Raw genomic sequence first — 12564 nt, 5'->3', positions numbered from 1 at the left:
TTAGGCGGGGCAATAGGTGTCGGTGCCGGGCAGCTTGCCGGTGTCCAGATATCCGATGAGCGGCGGGACCGCGCACGAGGAGTAGATGCCGGCGCCGTGGCCGATGCCCTGCCACATGACCCGCTTGCTGGCCGCGTTGGCGTTGATGACCGTGGCCGCCGTGGCGGCGACGCCCTCGGAGCCGACGATCGGGTCGTTCTGCACACCCATCAACAGGACGTCGACCTTGAGGTCCTTCGGCGGCGGCGACGGCGAAGTCGTGGGCCAGTGCACGCACTTGACCAGGTTCAGGGCCGCGACCGTGCCGAATTGGGGATACAGCTTGCCCCACGCAACCACCAGCTCGCGAACCCGGTCCGGGGTCGGGCGGTTGAGCGCGTCGCTGCAGCCGTTGACGAACTGACCATCCGAGTCCAGAGTGGCGTCGGCGCGGTTGACCAGGTTGTTCAGCTGGTTGGTGTCGCCTGAGCGGGCGGCGGCCAGCGCGTCGGAAAGGCTCGTTGTGGTATTGGCGCGGCCGTCGGCGGGATAGCCCAGGGCGGTGATGATGGCGTTGGCCACCGAGGCCACCGACGCACCGCGCGGCCCCTTACCGGCGCGGGCATCGGCCAGCAGCGCGGAGACGGCGCCCTTGGGATCGGGACCCAGTGAGCAGTTCATCGCCACGCACTGCGCGGCGAACGCGTCGAGGGCGGCTTGCTGACCCTTGACCTGCTGCTCGGCCGCGCCTTCGGCGTTGATCCCCAGCGCGACGGGGGAGTCGAGGATCAATCTGGCGACCTTGTCGGGGCGGGACCCGGCGTAGGCCAACGCCACCTGGGCGCCGTTGCCGATTCCGACCAGGGCCAGGGCGGGCACGTCCCAGATATTGCGTAACCGCTCGAGATCGGAGGCGGCGTGGGAGTTGTCATAGGCCGAAGCTCCCGGCGCGAGGGCATCGGCGCAGTTCGTGGTTGCGGTGTTGGAGACGTTCGAGAGGTTGGCAACCGGGTCGTCGCCGGACTTGTACTGCGCCTGGTCGCGCATTGTTTGTCGGTCGAAGCGGTCTCGGCAGTCGATGGGGCTCGACATGCCCATGCCGCGACGGTCGACGGCGACGATGGGACGGCCGCGCAGCACGTCGGAGCCCGTGCGGGAGAGCCAGACCGCCAGTTGCGTCGACGACGGCAGGTCCGCGCCGGTGGTGAAGACCAGCGGGCCGGCGTCGCGCGGAGTCTGGCTGGTGCGAGCGCGGACGGCGCCGATACTTATCGTTCCCGACGCGCCGTTGGCCGGGTCGAGGTCGGCGTCATAGGTGGCGCATTCCAGCAGCAGGCCGGGCGGTGCGGAGACGCCGGCGTCGGCGAATACTTGCTTGCTGCAGTCGCGCCAGGACAAGTCGTTTTTCGGCGCGGCGACCGGCGGCGGGCCGGCCGGCGGCGGCTTGGGAGTGGCCACGCCCTGTGGTCGGGCGCCAGAGTTGGTGGCGAAGCGCGGGTCTGCGGGCAGCAGCGGGACGCAGCCGGACAGCACGGTGGTGACCCCGACCAGAACCGCGGCAAACGTGACGCGCCGACTCATGTCGACCACAGTAGCGATATTCCCGCTCACGCCTTGACGTAGCGCGTGTACAGGTAGCCGGAATCGTCGGTGAGGACGTGCGCGCACCGCATCGGCGTCAGCAGCTGGCCCGATCCGGTCGCGATCCGCAGCGCCAGCCCGCCGACCAGACAGGGCGCGATGGTCAGGCACAGTTCGTCGAGCATGCCCCGCTGGACGAACGAGCCGAGCAGCATCGGCCCGCCTTCGGTGAGGATGCGGCGAAGACCGCGCGCCTTGAGCGTCGCCAGCATGGTGGCCTCGTCGACCGCGGCGGGATCGCTTGCCGAGCAGTCCACCACCTCGGCGAGGCCGGCGAGGCTGCGGCGCGTCGTATCGGCGGCTTCGGTGCACGTGAGGACCATGGGTGGCACCTCGGTGCGGGTGAACACTCCCAAGTTCGGGTCGAGTCGGCCCGCCTTGGTGACGATCACCAGTTGCGGGATTTCGCTCTGCCCGCGCGCTTGCCGACGCTGACGCTGGGTGACGTCCAGGCGCGCGCCCGAGTAGTTCTCGATGCGCACCGTGCCCGCGCCGACCAGCACGGCATCGGCCAGTTCGCGCAGCAAGTTGAAGATGAACTTGTCGCCCGGTGACGCCATCGCGGCGGTGGTGCCGGCGGCGGTGGCACCTCCGTCGGCGCTGGTGATGAAATTGGCTCGCAGCCAGACGTCGTCGTGATCGGCGGGGTAGTCGTAGAAGCGGGGCAGCTCACCGTCGTCGACTTCGCGGCCGGATTCGAGCAGCCTCAGTGTGGGCATGGGTTTGATTGCAGCACGCCGCTACAGTGCCTGCATGCACGGGTCCATATCGGAGAACCCGCCCGATCAAGTCGCTCACCTCGTGGACCGGCATCCGAGCGTGTCACCCGAGCGGCTGATCTCCCAACTGCGGCCGCCGCCAACGTTCGCCGAAGTCAGCTTTGCGACCTACCGTCCGGATCCGGCCGAACCCAGTCAGGCGGCCGCCGTCGCAGCCTGTCAGGAGTTCTGCCGGCAGGCTGTGCAGCGCCGGGCGGGCCGCAAGAAGCTGTTGGGCCGACGGGAGGTGCTGCCCGGCGTCGGGCTTTACCTGGACGGCGGATTCGGGGTGGGCAAGACCCACCTGCTGGCCTCGACGTACTACCAGTTGCCCGGGCCGGGCCCGGAGACGACACCCGACAACGCCGAAGCCCCAAAGGCTTTCGCAACGTTCGGCGAACTGACGCAATTGGCCGGGGTTTTCGGCTTCGTCGAATGCATCGACCTGCTGGCAAACTACACCGCGGTGTGCATCGACGAGTTCGAACTGGACGACCCGGGCAACACCACGCTGATCTCGCGAATGCTCTCGTCGTTGGTCGAACGGGGTGTGTCGGTGGCGGCCACGTCCAACACGTTGCCCGAGCAGCTGGGCGAGGGCCGGTTCGCAGCACAGGATTTTCTGCGCGAAATCAACACGCTGGCAAGGATTTTCACCACAGTGCGGATCGAAGGACCGGACTATCGGCACCGCGATCTGCCGCCGGCGCCAAAGCCGTTGTCCGACAACGAGGTCGCCATGCGCGCGGGGAGTGTGGCCGGGGCGACCCTCGACGACTTCGACGCGCTGTGCCACCACCTGGCCACCATGCATCCGTCGCGGTATCTGACGTTGATCGAGGGCGTGACCGCGGTCTTCCTGACGGGAGTGCACGCCATCGACGACCAGAACGTTGCGCTGAGACTGGTTTCACTGACCGACCGGCTCTACGACGCAGGCATCCCGGTGGTGGCGTCAGGGGAGAAACTGGACACCATCTTCAGCGCGGAGATGCTGGCCGGTGGTTACCGAAAGAAGTACCTGCGGGCCACTTCTCGGCTGCTGGCGCTGACGGCCCAGGCGGTTGACCCCTAGCTCAAAGGTTCCACTGGGCGAGGTGCTGACCGGTCTTCTTGTCCAGCAGCACCACATTGGATACCGGATCACGGTAGGCGTCCCAGTACACTTCGCCGCGCACGATGGATCCTTGGGGGGCGTTCACCAGCACGTTGTCCAGCGCGTCGGGCGCATCCGAGGTCCGGGGCTTGTAGGCGTCGGCGAACGGCGTCACGCCGTTGAAGCTGAAGTTGGTGGCCATGATGTAGGAATTCGGCACGCGCACCGCGTGGATGATCACATCGGCGCGCTCAACGGTACTGTCGGGAAAGCTTTTCACCGGGACGCCGGAGCGGGTGTAGCCGAATCCCGGCGGCGGGTCACACGGCGTCACGCTGCTGACGGTGACGTCCGCGACGTAGGTGTCCGTGACCACCCGCAGGGTGTCGCCGATGTGTCCGATTGGCGCGTCGCCCGCCCACGCACGTGGAGCGACGGCGGTGAGGCCCGCAACCGCGACGACCCCGGCAACTGCGACGAGGAAGGTGGTCATGACAGCCAGCCAGCGGTGCATCGTTGCCTCCTCGGCTCCTTCGGCGGACCCTCGCATGATTGCACACGCGCCGTAGCAAAGGGGAGGGGTTGGCCGCAGCAGGTCAACCGTCTTCGGCGCGCCCCCCGCCCCCCGCGGCCTTGCTGCCGCCGGTGAGGGATTCCAGCGCGGCGACCAAGTCCACCTCGACGCGGTCTTTGTCCACGCCGCATCGGTGCAGCGGTCCCTCGCCGTCTTCGAGCTCGAGCAGCGCCAGCAGCAGGTGTTCGGTGCCGATGTAGTTGTGGCCCAGCCGAAGTGCTTCCCGGAAGGTCAGTTCGAGCGCCTTGCGCGCCGGGCCGCTGAACGGAATGAGGTCGGGCACTTCGGCAGCGGGCGGGGGAAGGGTCGCGGCCGCGCGCAGCGCCTCGAAGTCGACGTGCTGCAGATTGAGCAGGACGCTCGCCAACGCCGCTGGGTCGCTGAGCAGCCCGAGCAGCAGATGGTCGGGGGTGATCTCGGTGTTGGCGTTTTCGTGGGCGATGTTCTGGGCGGCGACGACGGCCCCGCGGGCCCGCGGCGTGAAGCGTCCGAAACCCTGATCCGGATCGAGCGCGGTGGCCTCGGAGCGCGGCACGAACCGCTTCTGCGCGGCCTGCTTGGTGACGCCCATGCTTTTGCCGATGTCGGTCCACGACGCGCCCGAGCGGCGTGCCTGATCCACGAAGTGCCCGATCAAATGGTCGGCGATCTCACCCAGATGCTCTGCGGCCAGAACCGCATCGCTGAGCTGTTCCAACACATCGCTGTGCACGCGCTTGATCGCGTTGATCAGCTCGTCGAGACGTACGGGGTAGGCGATTGCGGTGGGATCGGTCATGGCGTCAACGATAGGTTGACGGAGCGGTGGGGTCAACTGGGGGTTGACGATGCGGGAGTCACTGCAAAAGGTGCGAGCTGGTTGTCCCTCTGCGACCATCAGGACACTGTGCAGCCGCTGATCCCGACGCTGGCGGGCCTCGCCGTTATCACCGGCGTGGCCTCTCCGGCGTACGCGGATAGCATCGACGACCAATTCCTCGCGACGGTCCAGGCGGCCGGTATAGGCTTCCCCGACCCGGCCCGGGTGATCACCGCCGGCAAATGGGTGTGCGAGAAGGCCGGGCAAGGCGCGCCGATGGTGGATGTGGTGAAGGACGTGCAAACCTCAACCCCGGGCTCAGTCAGGAGAAGGCCGCGAAGTTCACCGCGATTGCGGCGAACGTCTACTGTCCCACAGCTCTTTCGACCAGGGGCAGCGGCGGCTCCTGAACGCTGCGCCTGTGACGGATTGTTAACACCCCCGCTACCGACATCCCGGTGAACGAAACGTGGCCTCAACATTTCGTCTTTACCATTCTGTGACGCATAGCAGCCGGTGTTCGGCGGAGAGGAAGCAAACTTGGACTTCCTTCAGGCGCAGTTGATCGATCCGCTTAGCAATGTCCTGAACACCCACGTCCTTGTTTATTTGCTCATCGGTGGCGGCATCTATTTCACGGTGCGCACCAAATGTATTCAGATCCGGTATTTCGGCCGCATGTTCGGCCAGCTGCGTAGATCCCACCGCCAAGACGGTGGGATCTCTTCCTTTCAGGCGTTCTGCGTCGGGCTGGCGTCGCGGGTGGGCACCGGGAACATCGCCGGTGTGGCGATCGCGCTCACCGTCGGTGGACCGGGCGCGATCTTCTGGATGTGGGTGGTGGCCGGCGTCGGCATGGCCACCGCAGTCATCGAGGCGACGCTGGCCCAGCTGTTCAAAGTGCGCTCGGGCGACGGCGCTTTCCGCGGTGGCCCAGCGTTTTACATCCAGCGGGGGCTGCGGTCGCGGACAGGTGGCGTCTTGTTCGCCGTACTGTTGATGATCACCTTCTCGACCGCGTTCAACATGGTCGAGACCAATGCCATCAGCGGCGTGCTGAAGTCGTCCCACGGCATCCCAATCGGTTGGACAACAGTGGCTTTGGCCGCGCTCGCGGCGCCGGTGCTGTTCGGCGGCGTGCGCCGGGTCGCGAAGTTCGCCGGCATGGTGCTGCCCGGGGTGGCGCTGGCTTATGCGTTGCTGGCGCTGGCGATTGTGGCAGCCAACATCACCCAACTGCCCGCGGTGATCGAGCAGATTATCGGCGGGGCATTCGGAATCAAGCAAATGGCAGGCGGTTTCGCCGGCGGCATCGCGGTGGCGATGCCAACCGGAGTCAAACGGGGACTGTTCGCCTGCGAGGCGGGGATGGGCAGTTCGCCCAACATCGCCGGTGCGGCCACCGTGTCACATCCGGTGGAGCAGGGGCTGATCCAGTCGCTCGCCGTTTTCGTCGACACCATGGTGATCTGCACCGCGACGGCGTTCATCGTGCTGATGTCCGGGCCAAGCGTCTACAACCCCGCTCATACCGGGTCGGTCGCCGGTGCCAGCCTGACCGAGTCAGCCGTCGCCGCCGGTCTGGGCTCGTGGACCACCGTGTTGATGACGACAGTCGTGTTCGTCTTCGCATTCGCCTCGGTGCTGAGCAACTACGTCTGCGCCGAGGCGAATCTGTTCTTCCTGGGCGGGCGCCGCTGGGCGATTCACGTGTTGAAACTGGTGACACTGATGGCCATCGCATTTGGGGCCATGTCCACGCTCACGCTGGTCTGGGCGCTCGCCGACCTCGCGATGGCAGTGATGGCCATCGCCAACCTGATCGCGATTTGTCTGCTGAGCCGGTGGGCGTTTGCAGCGGTCAACGATTACCAACGTCAGTCGGCGTCGGGGGTGGAACCGGTCTTCGTCGCCAGCGAGGCCGACTTGCCCGGCGTGCTCGACGGCGACATCTGGGAAATCCCGGAACGTCGCCCGGTCAGCGCCCTGGCCGAAGCCCTGCCGATTGGCCCGTCGGCGCTCACGTTGTCGCCGGTGTCCCCGGCTGCGTAGGGGTCTTCAGGTTCGCGCCAAGAGATGCGTCGGCGCCGCCCCTCTGCAAAAATCGGGGAGTCATGAGACTGCTGCTGGGGCTGACAAGCGTCGCCGTCGTGATCGGTATGGCCGGGCCGGCGTACGCCGACGACAACGATCAAGAGTTCCTCTCCGAACTACGCCAGGCCGGCATCACCTACCAGGACCCGGATCGCGCGATAACGGCCGCGAAGTCGGTATGTCAGCTGGCCGACGACGGGAAGACGGCCACCGAGATCGTCAGCGAATTGCGCAGCCGTAACCCAGCCTTCCAGGGAGCCGGCGCCGCCAAGTTCACCACCCTGGCCACCGCCCATTACTGCCCTAAGTACCTCACCGGAGAGAGCCCCAGTCCGAGCCCGAAATCCGGCAGCTGACTTACTGTTGAGGCCGTGGAAAAAGCAGAGCACACTCCGTCGGCCATGCCCGTATCCCGCAAAGTACTGTGCGGCGTTTATGGGGCGATCGCCGTGGCAGCGCTGGTTGCGACATGGAGCCAGAACGTCGCATACGCGGGCAACCCATCCGGCTTCCTGATCAATTTCTTCAAAGACACCAAGGCAACGGCGGCATCGCGAAGCATCACCGCCGACATCATCATGTTCGTCCTCGCCGCGACCATCCTGATGGTGATCGAAGCCCGGAAGCACGGCGTGCGGTTCGTCTGGGCTTACATCCTGGGATCGCTATTAGTTGCGGTGAGCGTGATGTTTCCGCTTTTCCTGATCGCCCGCGAATTGCGTTTGGGCGCATCGGAATCGCCGCGCCTCGGTGCGGTCGACACGATCCTGCTCGGCCTGTTCGCCATTCTCAGTGGCGCCGTTACCGTTTGGGTCGATCTGCGATGAGACGACGATTGGCGGCGAGCTTGTTGGTTGGTGCGACCGGCCTGCTCTGGGGCGGTGCCCGGGCGGCCGCCGCGCGGATCGGACGAAATCCCAATCCCTTTACCCGCGAACAACTTACGGCTGAGCCGCAGGGCGAGGAGAGTCTGATCACCCGCCCGGACGGGACGGTGTTGCGGGCGCTGGCTGCGGGGCAGGGGCCGCCGGTGGTCTTCGTGCACGGCTACACCGCCAGCATCGCCGAATGGAATTTTGTCTGGGACCAATTGCAAGCCAAGGGCTTTCGGGTTATCGCCTTCGACCAGCGTGGCCACGGACGTTCCACGCTGGGCTCCGACGGCATCGGTTCCGAGCCCATGGCAGCCGATATCGCCGCCGTCCTGGAGCACTTCGACGTCCGTGACGGCGTGCTCATCGGGCATTCGATGGGCGGATTCCTGACCATCCGCGCCATGCTCGACCATCCCGATCTGACGCGGCGGCTGCGTGGGCTGGTGCTGTTCGCCACCTGGGCGGGTCGCGTGCTGGACGGAGCGCCACAGAACCGGCTACAGATCCCACTGCTGCAATATGGCATCCTGCAACGGATGCTGCGCAACAAGACCGTGGCGATGCTGTTCGGCGCCGCTCAGTGCGGAAGGCGCCCGTCGCCGACGATGGTCTCGGTGTTCATCGAATTGTTCAACCAACATCTGGACAACCACGGGTCGTTGCTGCCGATTGTGCGGGCGTTCTCACAGGAAGACCGATACCCGCGTCTGGGGGAGATCGCGGTGCCGACGGTAGTCATGGTCGGATCAGCCGACCGAACGACACCGCCGCATCACTCGCGCCGCCTCGCTGCAGGCATACCCGGGGCGCGGCTGGTCACCATTCCGGACGCGGGACACCTGTTGAATTGGGAAGCTGCCGACGATCTGGTGAAGGTCATCGAATCGTTTCCGGCGCAAGGGGATTCGGCTTTGCGTCGGTGACCGGCGACGGGGATGGCCGTCGTGACGCTGGCCGCGAGCAACGCGGTGGCAGCCGTCGCAGGTTTTCCAGCAAACGCATCCCGGGTCGCTCACGGCTCAGACGGCTGCTAATGCTGCGCAGCGCTTGAGCGACGTGTTCGTGAACTTCTTGCGAAATCTTGCGGATCACGGCCGGTCAGGGTGGCATCGCGGCGTCGATAACACGCACTATTACGTCCCGGATGGCCATCCGTTTACTACCGCAAGTGAAGGGAAGAGCTCCGAGCATGAGACAGGTCACTCCGCTGAGCGAAGAACCGGTATTGGCGCATCTCGAACGGCGACTGATTGACGACTTCCCGAGTGTCTCGCCTGAGGACGTCGACGCCCTTGTACGCCGAGAGCATGCCCGGTTCGACGCCAGTCCTATCCGGGGCTTCATCCCGCTGTTCATCGAGAAACACGCGCGCGACGAACTGGGCCAGGTTACGTAGCGCCGGGCCCGTCTTTCGACGGGGCGTTGTGACGCAATCTTTTTCGATCCATTGCGGCCGCGATCAAACCGCTCTAGTGGGTTGCGGCTTTAACGACGTCCAGGGAGCAACAGATGACGAAGTTCCTCGTGTTGTATCGGTCCGATCAGTCCGCAGCCGATCAGATGGCCGGTGCGACCGCCGAAGAGCAGCAGGCCGGTATGCAGGAGTGGATGGCTTGGGCCGGCAAGGCCGGATCGGCAATCGTGGACTTGGGTTCACCGCTGCAGCCGGTCACCGCGGTCAGCGGCGATCCGATCGGCGGATTCTCCATCTTGCAGGCTGATTCTGCCGAAGCGTTGCAGGCGGTGCTGGAGGGTCATCCACACAGCGCCCATGGCGGCACTATCGAAGTCCTCGAATTCCTGCCAATTCCGGGGATGTAGTCGTCCTGGCGCCCAGGTGCATAGCAAGGAGTGATTGGCGGCGGCGGCGGGTATGCATGCAAGCATGAGTTTCAAGCACGCCGTTGCGGCGGTCGGCGTCGCCTTGGTCGGCCCCCTCGGGTTGGTGCAGATGTCGGCGGCGCATGCCGATGACGACGGTTACTTTCGCTGCGTGGCGAACATCCGTAACATCCCGCTGTCAGCTCCTGACCCAAACAATGTGTTCCTCGCGGGAACCATCGAGCAGGATCTCAAGTCTGGTGTTTCCCCCGCGGCAGAAGCTCAGAAAGTAGGGCAGATGGGGTTCGAGCCGCGCGTGGCGAATGGCATTGTGCACTGCGTTATGCAGAACAACCCGTAGGAATGTTCAAGCGAGACTGGCTGCCATAAGGTGGCCAAGCTAACGACCCATTATCTCTTTCTCCTTATTGGCAGCTAATCCGTCCGGGTGGTCAAAAAAGCATTCCAAATAAGTTACGAAAGACGAAGATCGATGAGCCAAGCGAGTGAGGACCTTAAAGTTAATCTCGCAGGTTCCCTAGAGTTGCAACTACCGTCGCAGGGTTCCTTGTATGTGAACCGTTCGTCATCGCCCGGTTCGCGTCCGAATCGCTTTTGGGTTGGGGGGCCTCAAATGGAGGCTCGGACCTAGCTGGGCTGCCCAGCCACGGAAGGGGTTCGGCAGCATGTTGTTTGCAACAGACTGGCCTACGGAGGTATGGGCGGTCGAGTACACAAATATTCGTGACCAGCGCGTCGTCGACATCATGGAGAATTTAGGCGCTGCGCAAGTGTTTATCGAGAATGTGAACAAGAACTATTGGGCAGAACCCGTACTCCTCCACAGTCCAGTGAGCTTCCTCCCTGCCCGCCCGGCCGAGTACCCGCCGTTGGGGAACGGCCATCCGCCGGAGCCGAAGGCTCGGATCTTTTTTCGCGCACGACGACGCAAATGGTATTTCCACGGTGGAATTCGCAGATCAAATACTGAAATCCGGTGAAGGCAGCGCGGTGCCGACTTAGCCGGCTGCGGCGAAGGTGGCGGTGTTGCCGGGCAAGCGGGGTTCGGTGTCGACGCTTGGTTCCTGAGCTGACACGCGGACGATGACTGGTGCATCCGGTCCTGTCTCCGCTGGGCCCGCCATCGAGCTGGGAAATGCGGTCAATGTCGTCGCTGCGACTGGGCGGCAGAATGCGCAGAGGTCGGGGCCCAGCGTGGGATAGCCACACGCGGGGCACGCGATGATGGTCACGATCCTGACCTCCCAATCGACAGGCGTTCAGTGCTTCTCGCGATACCCTGATCCGTGGCCGTCCAAACGAAACACACACCACCCGGGCGTGCTCTAGAGATGATCGGTGGGTCCCATCTGGGCGTTACGCGGCGGGTCCCGCAGTGGGCCCCCCGCGAGGAATTGCACGCTGTGGCCTACCTCGCCCTGGCCGGATGGCTTGACAAAGCCGGTGGGTGACGCCGGCGTCGTCGTGCGTTGGGTGACTTCCCAGCATTCGCGAGCATTCACCCACGCTGCTCCTAGGGTGACTCCCAGATCGCGATCAACTGACGTCAGTATTCGCGACCAAAGTCAGGGTGGCGTGTGCGCGAAGGTATGGCGAGGTTGCGCATTTGGTCGACCAAACGTGGCCGTCAGCGCCGAACGCGTAAGTGGGCCGCGGGGTGGTTAGATCCCCACCCAGACCCACTGCTGATGACTCCCGTCCCACACCGGGTGGAGCGACTGTGCCCACGGCGGCGGTTCAGGGGGCGGTGGCGCCGACTGCGGCGCGTATATCGGCGCGTACTCCGGCGGAGGCGTCCACCAGGCCGGCGGCGGCGGGGGAGGCTTGCACTCCTTGGCCACGGGATTACGCGACCAGTTCGGATCGCATTCCGCCGAAGCGACTCCCGCCTCTGTGACCGTCACGGCAGGCATCGAAACCAGCGCGACCGCGACACCGGCAGCCAAACTGCGAACGAACCTTGTCATCGCAGGACCTCCCAGCGGGATCCGTGCTCAACATTGGCTTGGTTTAGCTTATGCCCTCGACACGGCGCCAGAGACGTTGTTATCACCGCGCTGGCCCGCCACCGGAGCGCCGGCGGGCCGAGCGTGATGCCCAGGACTAAACCAAGCTTGCCGCTGCGTTGGGACACCACCTAGTCAGCTCGTTCGTCGTCTTCATTTCTGGCGGCTTCAGCATCGGCGCGATCTTTCCGGCGGTCCGCCGGCGTTCAGTGGCAGCGTCGCGATGCTGATCGCTGCTACCACTATGGTCTGCCTGCGCGGCCCATTCATGACCTTGAGCCACCTGCTCGTTCCGTTGCGCTGCAAGGTCATCCGCAGCCGCGCGGTCGCGCGCCGAATCCGACATGTCACAGCCTTCCGATACACACAGTTGGCGCCTCACCGCAGCGTTTACCCAGCATAAGTGCTGTCAAGCATCGCGTATTCAAGGCACTTTAATGAGCCTCCGTCGGCCGTACACTGGGTGGGACATGAGCGCCTACCAGACCGTCGTGGTCGGCACCGATGGTTCTTACACATCGATGCGTGCGGTGGACCGCGCAAGCGAGGTCGCCGCGGACCACGACGCGACATTGATCGTTGCGACGGCGCATTCGCCCGTCCGCGAGGAACGCGGCGGCTGGAGCGTGCCGCCGGGCAGCGACCATGGCGCCGACTACCGAACGGTGCGCGACACCCCCTTCCGGGAAATCCTGCGAGACGCCAGCGAGCGGGCGTATAAAGCCGGTGCCAAAAACGTTCAGAAGCGATCGATCGTAGGCCCTCCGGTCGATGCGCTGGTGCGCCTCGCCGAGGAGGTCCATGCCGACCTGCTGGTCGTTGGCAACGTCGGACTCAGCAAGGTCGCCGGGCGGCTGCTGGGATCAGTCCCATCCGAAGTCTCCCGCAGGGCCAAGACCG

The 12564-nt window shown here is 65.1% G+C and carries 17 protein-coding genes; 10 read left to right on the top strand and 7 right to left on the bottom strand.

All coding sequences use genetic code 11. The features are described from left to right. Together AC5Y2L_RS11715 and AC5Y2L_RS11710 are read right to left on the bottom strand one after the other, a co-directional pair. Entirely contained in the window at positions 1–1578 is a 1578-nt protein-coding gene (locus AC5Y2L_RS11715) for an alpha/beta hydrolase (protein ID WP_499939800.1), read from the bottom strand. 8 nt (positions 1579–1586) lie between these two features. Further along, positions 1587–2339 (bottom strand): pyrimidine reductase family protein, encoded by a 753-nt coding sequence (locus AC5Y2L_RS11710; RefSeq protein ID WP_499939717.1) that lies wholly within the window; start codon positions 2337–2339, stop codon positions 1587–1589. Here AC5Y2L_RS11710 and zapE point away from each other — a divergent pair. Beyond that, positions 2338–3453, top strand: a complete 1116-nt coding sequence (zapE, locus tag AC5Y2L_RS11705) for a cell division protein ZapE (protein WP_499939716.1) — start codon at positions 2338–2340, stop codon at positions 3451–3453. The two genes, AC5Y2L_RS11710 and zapE, sit on opposite strands and share 2 nt — an antisense overlap. 1 nt (position 3454) lies before the next feature. Here zapE and AC5Y2L_RS11700 read toward each other — a convergent pair whose 3' ends face one another. Continuing rightward, positions 3455–3988, bottom strand: a complete 534-nt coding sequence (locus tag AC5Y2L_RS11700; RefSeq protein ID WP_499939714.1) for a hypothetical protein — start codon at positions 3986–3988, stop codon at positions 3455–3457. 82 nt (positions 3989–4070) lie between these two features. Continuing rightward, a complete protein-coding gene (locus AC5Y2L_RS11695) occupies positions 4071–4826 on the bottom strand; it encodes a Clp protease N-terminal domain-containing protein (RefSeq protein WP_499939712.1) in 756 nt (251 codons plus the stop codon). Between AC5Y2L_RS11695 and AC5Y2L_RS11690 the strand changes: the two genes are divergently transcribed. The 8 genes from AC5Y2L_RS11690 (at position 4707) to AC5Y2L_RS11655 (ending at position 9998) form a co-directional block, all read left to right on the top strand. Beyond that, a complete protein-coding gene (locus AC5Y2L_RS11690; protein WP_499939710.1) occupies positions 4707–5309 on the top strand; it encodes a DUF732 domain-containing protein in 603 nt (200 codons plus the stop codon). The genes AC5Y2L_RS11695 and AC5Y2L_RS11690 overlap by 120 nt on opposite strands. 78 nt (positions 5310–5387) lie before the next feature. Continuing rightward, positions 5388–6899 carry an alanine/glycine:cation symporter family protein gene (locus tag AC5Y2L_RS11685; protein ID WP_499939708.1) on the top strand — a complete coding sequence of 504 codons (1512 nt, stop codon included), beginning with the start codon at positions 5388–5390 and terminating at the stop codon, positions 6897–6899. Positions 6900–6961: 62 nt separating this feature from the next. Continuing rightward, positions 6962–7297 (top strand): DUF732 domain-containing protein, encoded by a 336-nt coding sequence (locus tag AC5Y2L_RS11680; RefSeq protein WP_499939707.1) that lies wholly within the window; start codon positions 6962–6964, stop codon positions 7295–7297. Between the two features lie 45 nt (positions 7298–7342). Further along, a complete protein-coding gene (locus tag AC5Y2L_RS11675; protein ID WP_499939798.1) occupies positions 7343–7768 on the top strand; it encodes a DUF2834 domain-containing protein in 426 nt (141 codons plus the stop codon). Next, positions 7765–8739 carry an alpha/beta fold hydrolase gene (locus tag AC5Y2L_RS11670; protein ID WP_499939705.1) on the top strand — a complete coding sequence of 325 codons (975 nt, stop codon included), beginning with the start codon at positions 7765–7767 and terminating at the stop codon, positions 8737–8739. The genes AC5Y2L_RS11675 and AC5Y2L_RS11670 overlap by 4 nt, the downstream gene beginning before the upstream one ends. A 266-nt stretch (positions 8740–9005) precedes the next feature. Continuing rightward, a complete protein-coding gene (locus AC5Y2L_RS11665; RefSeq protein WP_499939703.1) occupies positions 9006–9212 on the top strand; it encodes a three-helix bundle dimerization domain-containing protein in 207 nt (68 codons plus the stop codon). 113 nt (positions 9213–9325) lie between these two features. Further along, positions 9326–9637, top strand: coding sequence for a YciI family protein (locus AC5Y2L_RS11660; RefSeq protein WP_499939701.1), 312 nt, complete (start codon positions 9326–9328; stop codon positions 9635–9637). 64 nt (positions 9638–9701) lie between these two features. After that, positions 9702–9998 (top strand): hypothetical protein, encoded by a 297-nt coding sequence (locus AC5Y2L_RS11655; protein WP_499939699.1) that lies wholly within the window; start codon positions 9702–9704, stop codon positions 9996–9998. Between the two features lie 985 nt (positions 9999–10983). Here AC5Y2L_RS11655 and AC5Y2L_RS11650 read toward each other — a convergent pair. The 3 genes from AC5Y2L_RS11650 to AC5Y2L_RS11640 form a co-directional block, all read right to left on the bottom strand. Further along, positions 10984–11160, bottom strand: coding sequence for a hypothetical protein (locus AC5Y2L_RS11650; protein WP_499939698.1), 177 nt, complete (start codon positions 11158–11160; stop codon positions 10984–10986). 159 nt (positions 11161–11319) lie between these two features. Then, positions 11320–11625, bottom strand: a complete 306-nt coding sequence (locus AC5Y2L_RS11645; RefSeq protein ID WP_499939697.1) for a hypothetical protein — start codon at positions 11623–11625, stop codon at positions 11320–11322. A gap of 136 nt (positions 11626–11761) precedes the next feature. Continuing rightward, positions 11762–12010, bottom strand: a complete 249-nt coding sequence (locus tag AC5Y2L_RS11640; protein ID WP_499939695.1) for a hypothetical protein — start codon at positions 12008–12010, stop codon at positions 11762–11764. A gap of 124 nt (positions 12011–12134) precedes the next feature. Here AC5Y2L_RS11640 and AC5Y2L_RS11635 point away from each other — a divergent pair. Continuing rightward, positions 12135–12564, top strand: a 430-nt coding sequence (locus AC5Y2L_RS11635) for a universal stress protein (RefSeq protein WP_499939694.1), incomplete at its 3' end; no start/stop codon positions are given.

Source organism: Mycobacterium sp. NGS66 (genome assembly GCF_059812225.1).
Note: the sequence above shows the minus strand (reverse complement) of the source record. Positions and strands in the feature narration are given on the sequence as shown.

Bases quoted from the DNA above. Each gene is read 5' to 3' on its own strand.
- AC5Y2L_RS11665 (WP_499939703.1), top strand. From the start codon at position 9,006: ATGAGACAGGTCACTCCGCTGAGCGAAGAACCGGTATTGGCGCATCTC.
- AC5Y2L_RS11695 (WP_499939712.1), bottom strand. From the start codon at position 4,826: ATGACCGATCCCACCGCAATCGCCTACCCCGTACGTCTCGACGAGCTG.
- AC5Y2L_RS11660 (WP_499939701.1), top strand. From the start codon at position 9,326: ATGACGAAGTTCCTCGTGTTGTATCGGTCCGATCAGTCCGCAGCCGAT.
- AC5Y2L_RS11670 (WP_499939705.1), top strand. From the start codon at position 7,765: ATGAGACGACGATTGGCGGCGAGCTTGTTGGTTGGTGCGACCGGCCTG.
- AC5Y2L_RS11645 (WP_499939697.1), bottom strand. From the start codon at position 11,625: ATGACAAGGTTCGTTCGCAGTTTGGCTGCCGGTGTCGCGGTCGCGCTG.
- AC5Y2L_RS11710 (WP_499939717.1), bottom strand. From the start codon at position 2,339: ATGCCCACACTGAGGCTGCTCGAATCCGGCCGCGAAGTCGACGACGGT.
- AC5Y2L_RS11690 (WP_499939710.1), top strand. From the start codon at position 4,707: ATGCTCTGCGGCCAGAACCGCATCGCTGAGCTGTTCCAACACATCGCT.
- AC5Y2L_RS11700 (WP_499939714.1), bottom strand. From the start codon at position 3,988: ATGCACCGCTGGCTGGCTGTCATGACCACCTTCCTCGTCGCAGTTGCC.
- zapE (WP_499939716.1), top strand. From the start codon at position 2,338: ATGGGTTTGATTGCAGCACGCCGCTACAGTGCCTGCATGCACGGGTCC.
- AC5Y2L_RS11640 (WP_499939695.1), bottom strand. From the start codon at position 12,010: ATGTCGGATTCGGCGCGCGACCGCGCGGCTGCGGATGACCTTGCAGCG.
- AC5Y2L_RS11675 (WP_499939798.1), top strand. From the start codon at position 7,343: ATGCCCGTATCCCGCAAAGTACTGTGCGGCGTTTATGGGGCGATCGCC.
- AC5Y2L_RS11680 (WP_499939707.1), top strand. From the start codon at position 6,962: ATGAGACTGCTGCTGGGGCTGACAAGCGTCGCCGTCGTGATCGGTATG.
- AC5Y2L_RS11655 (WP_499939699.1), top strand. From the start codon at position 9,702: ATGAGTTTCAAGCACGCCGTTGCGGCGGTCGGCGTCGCCTTGGTCGGC.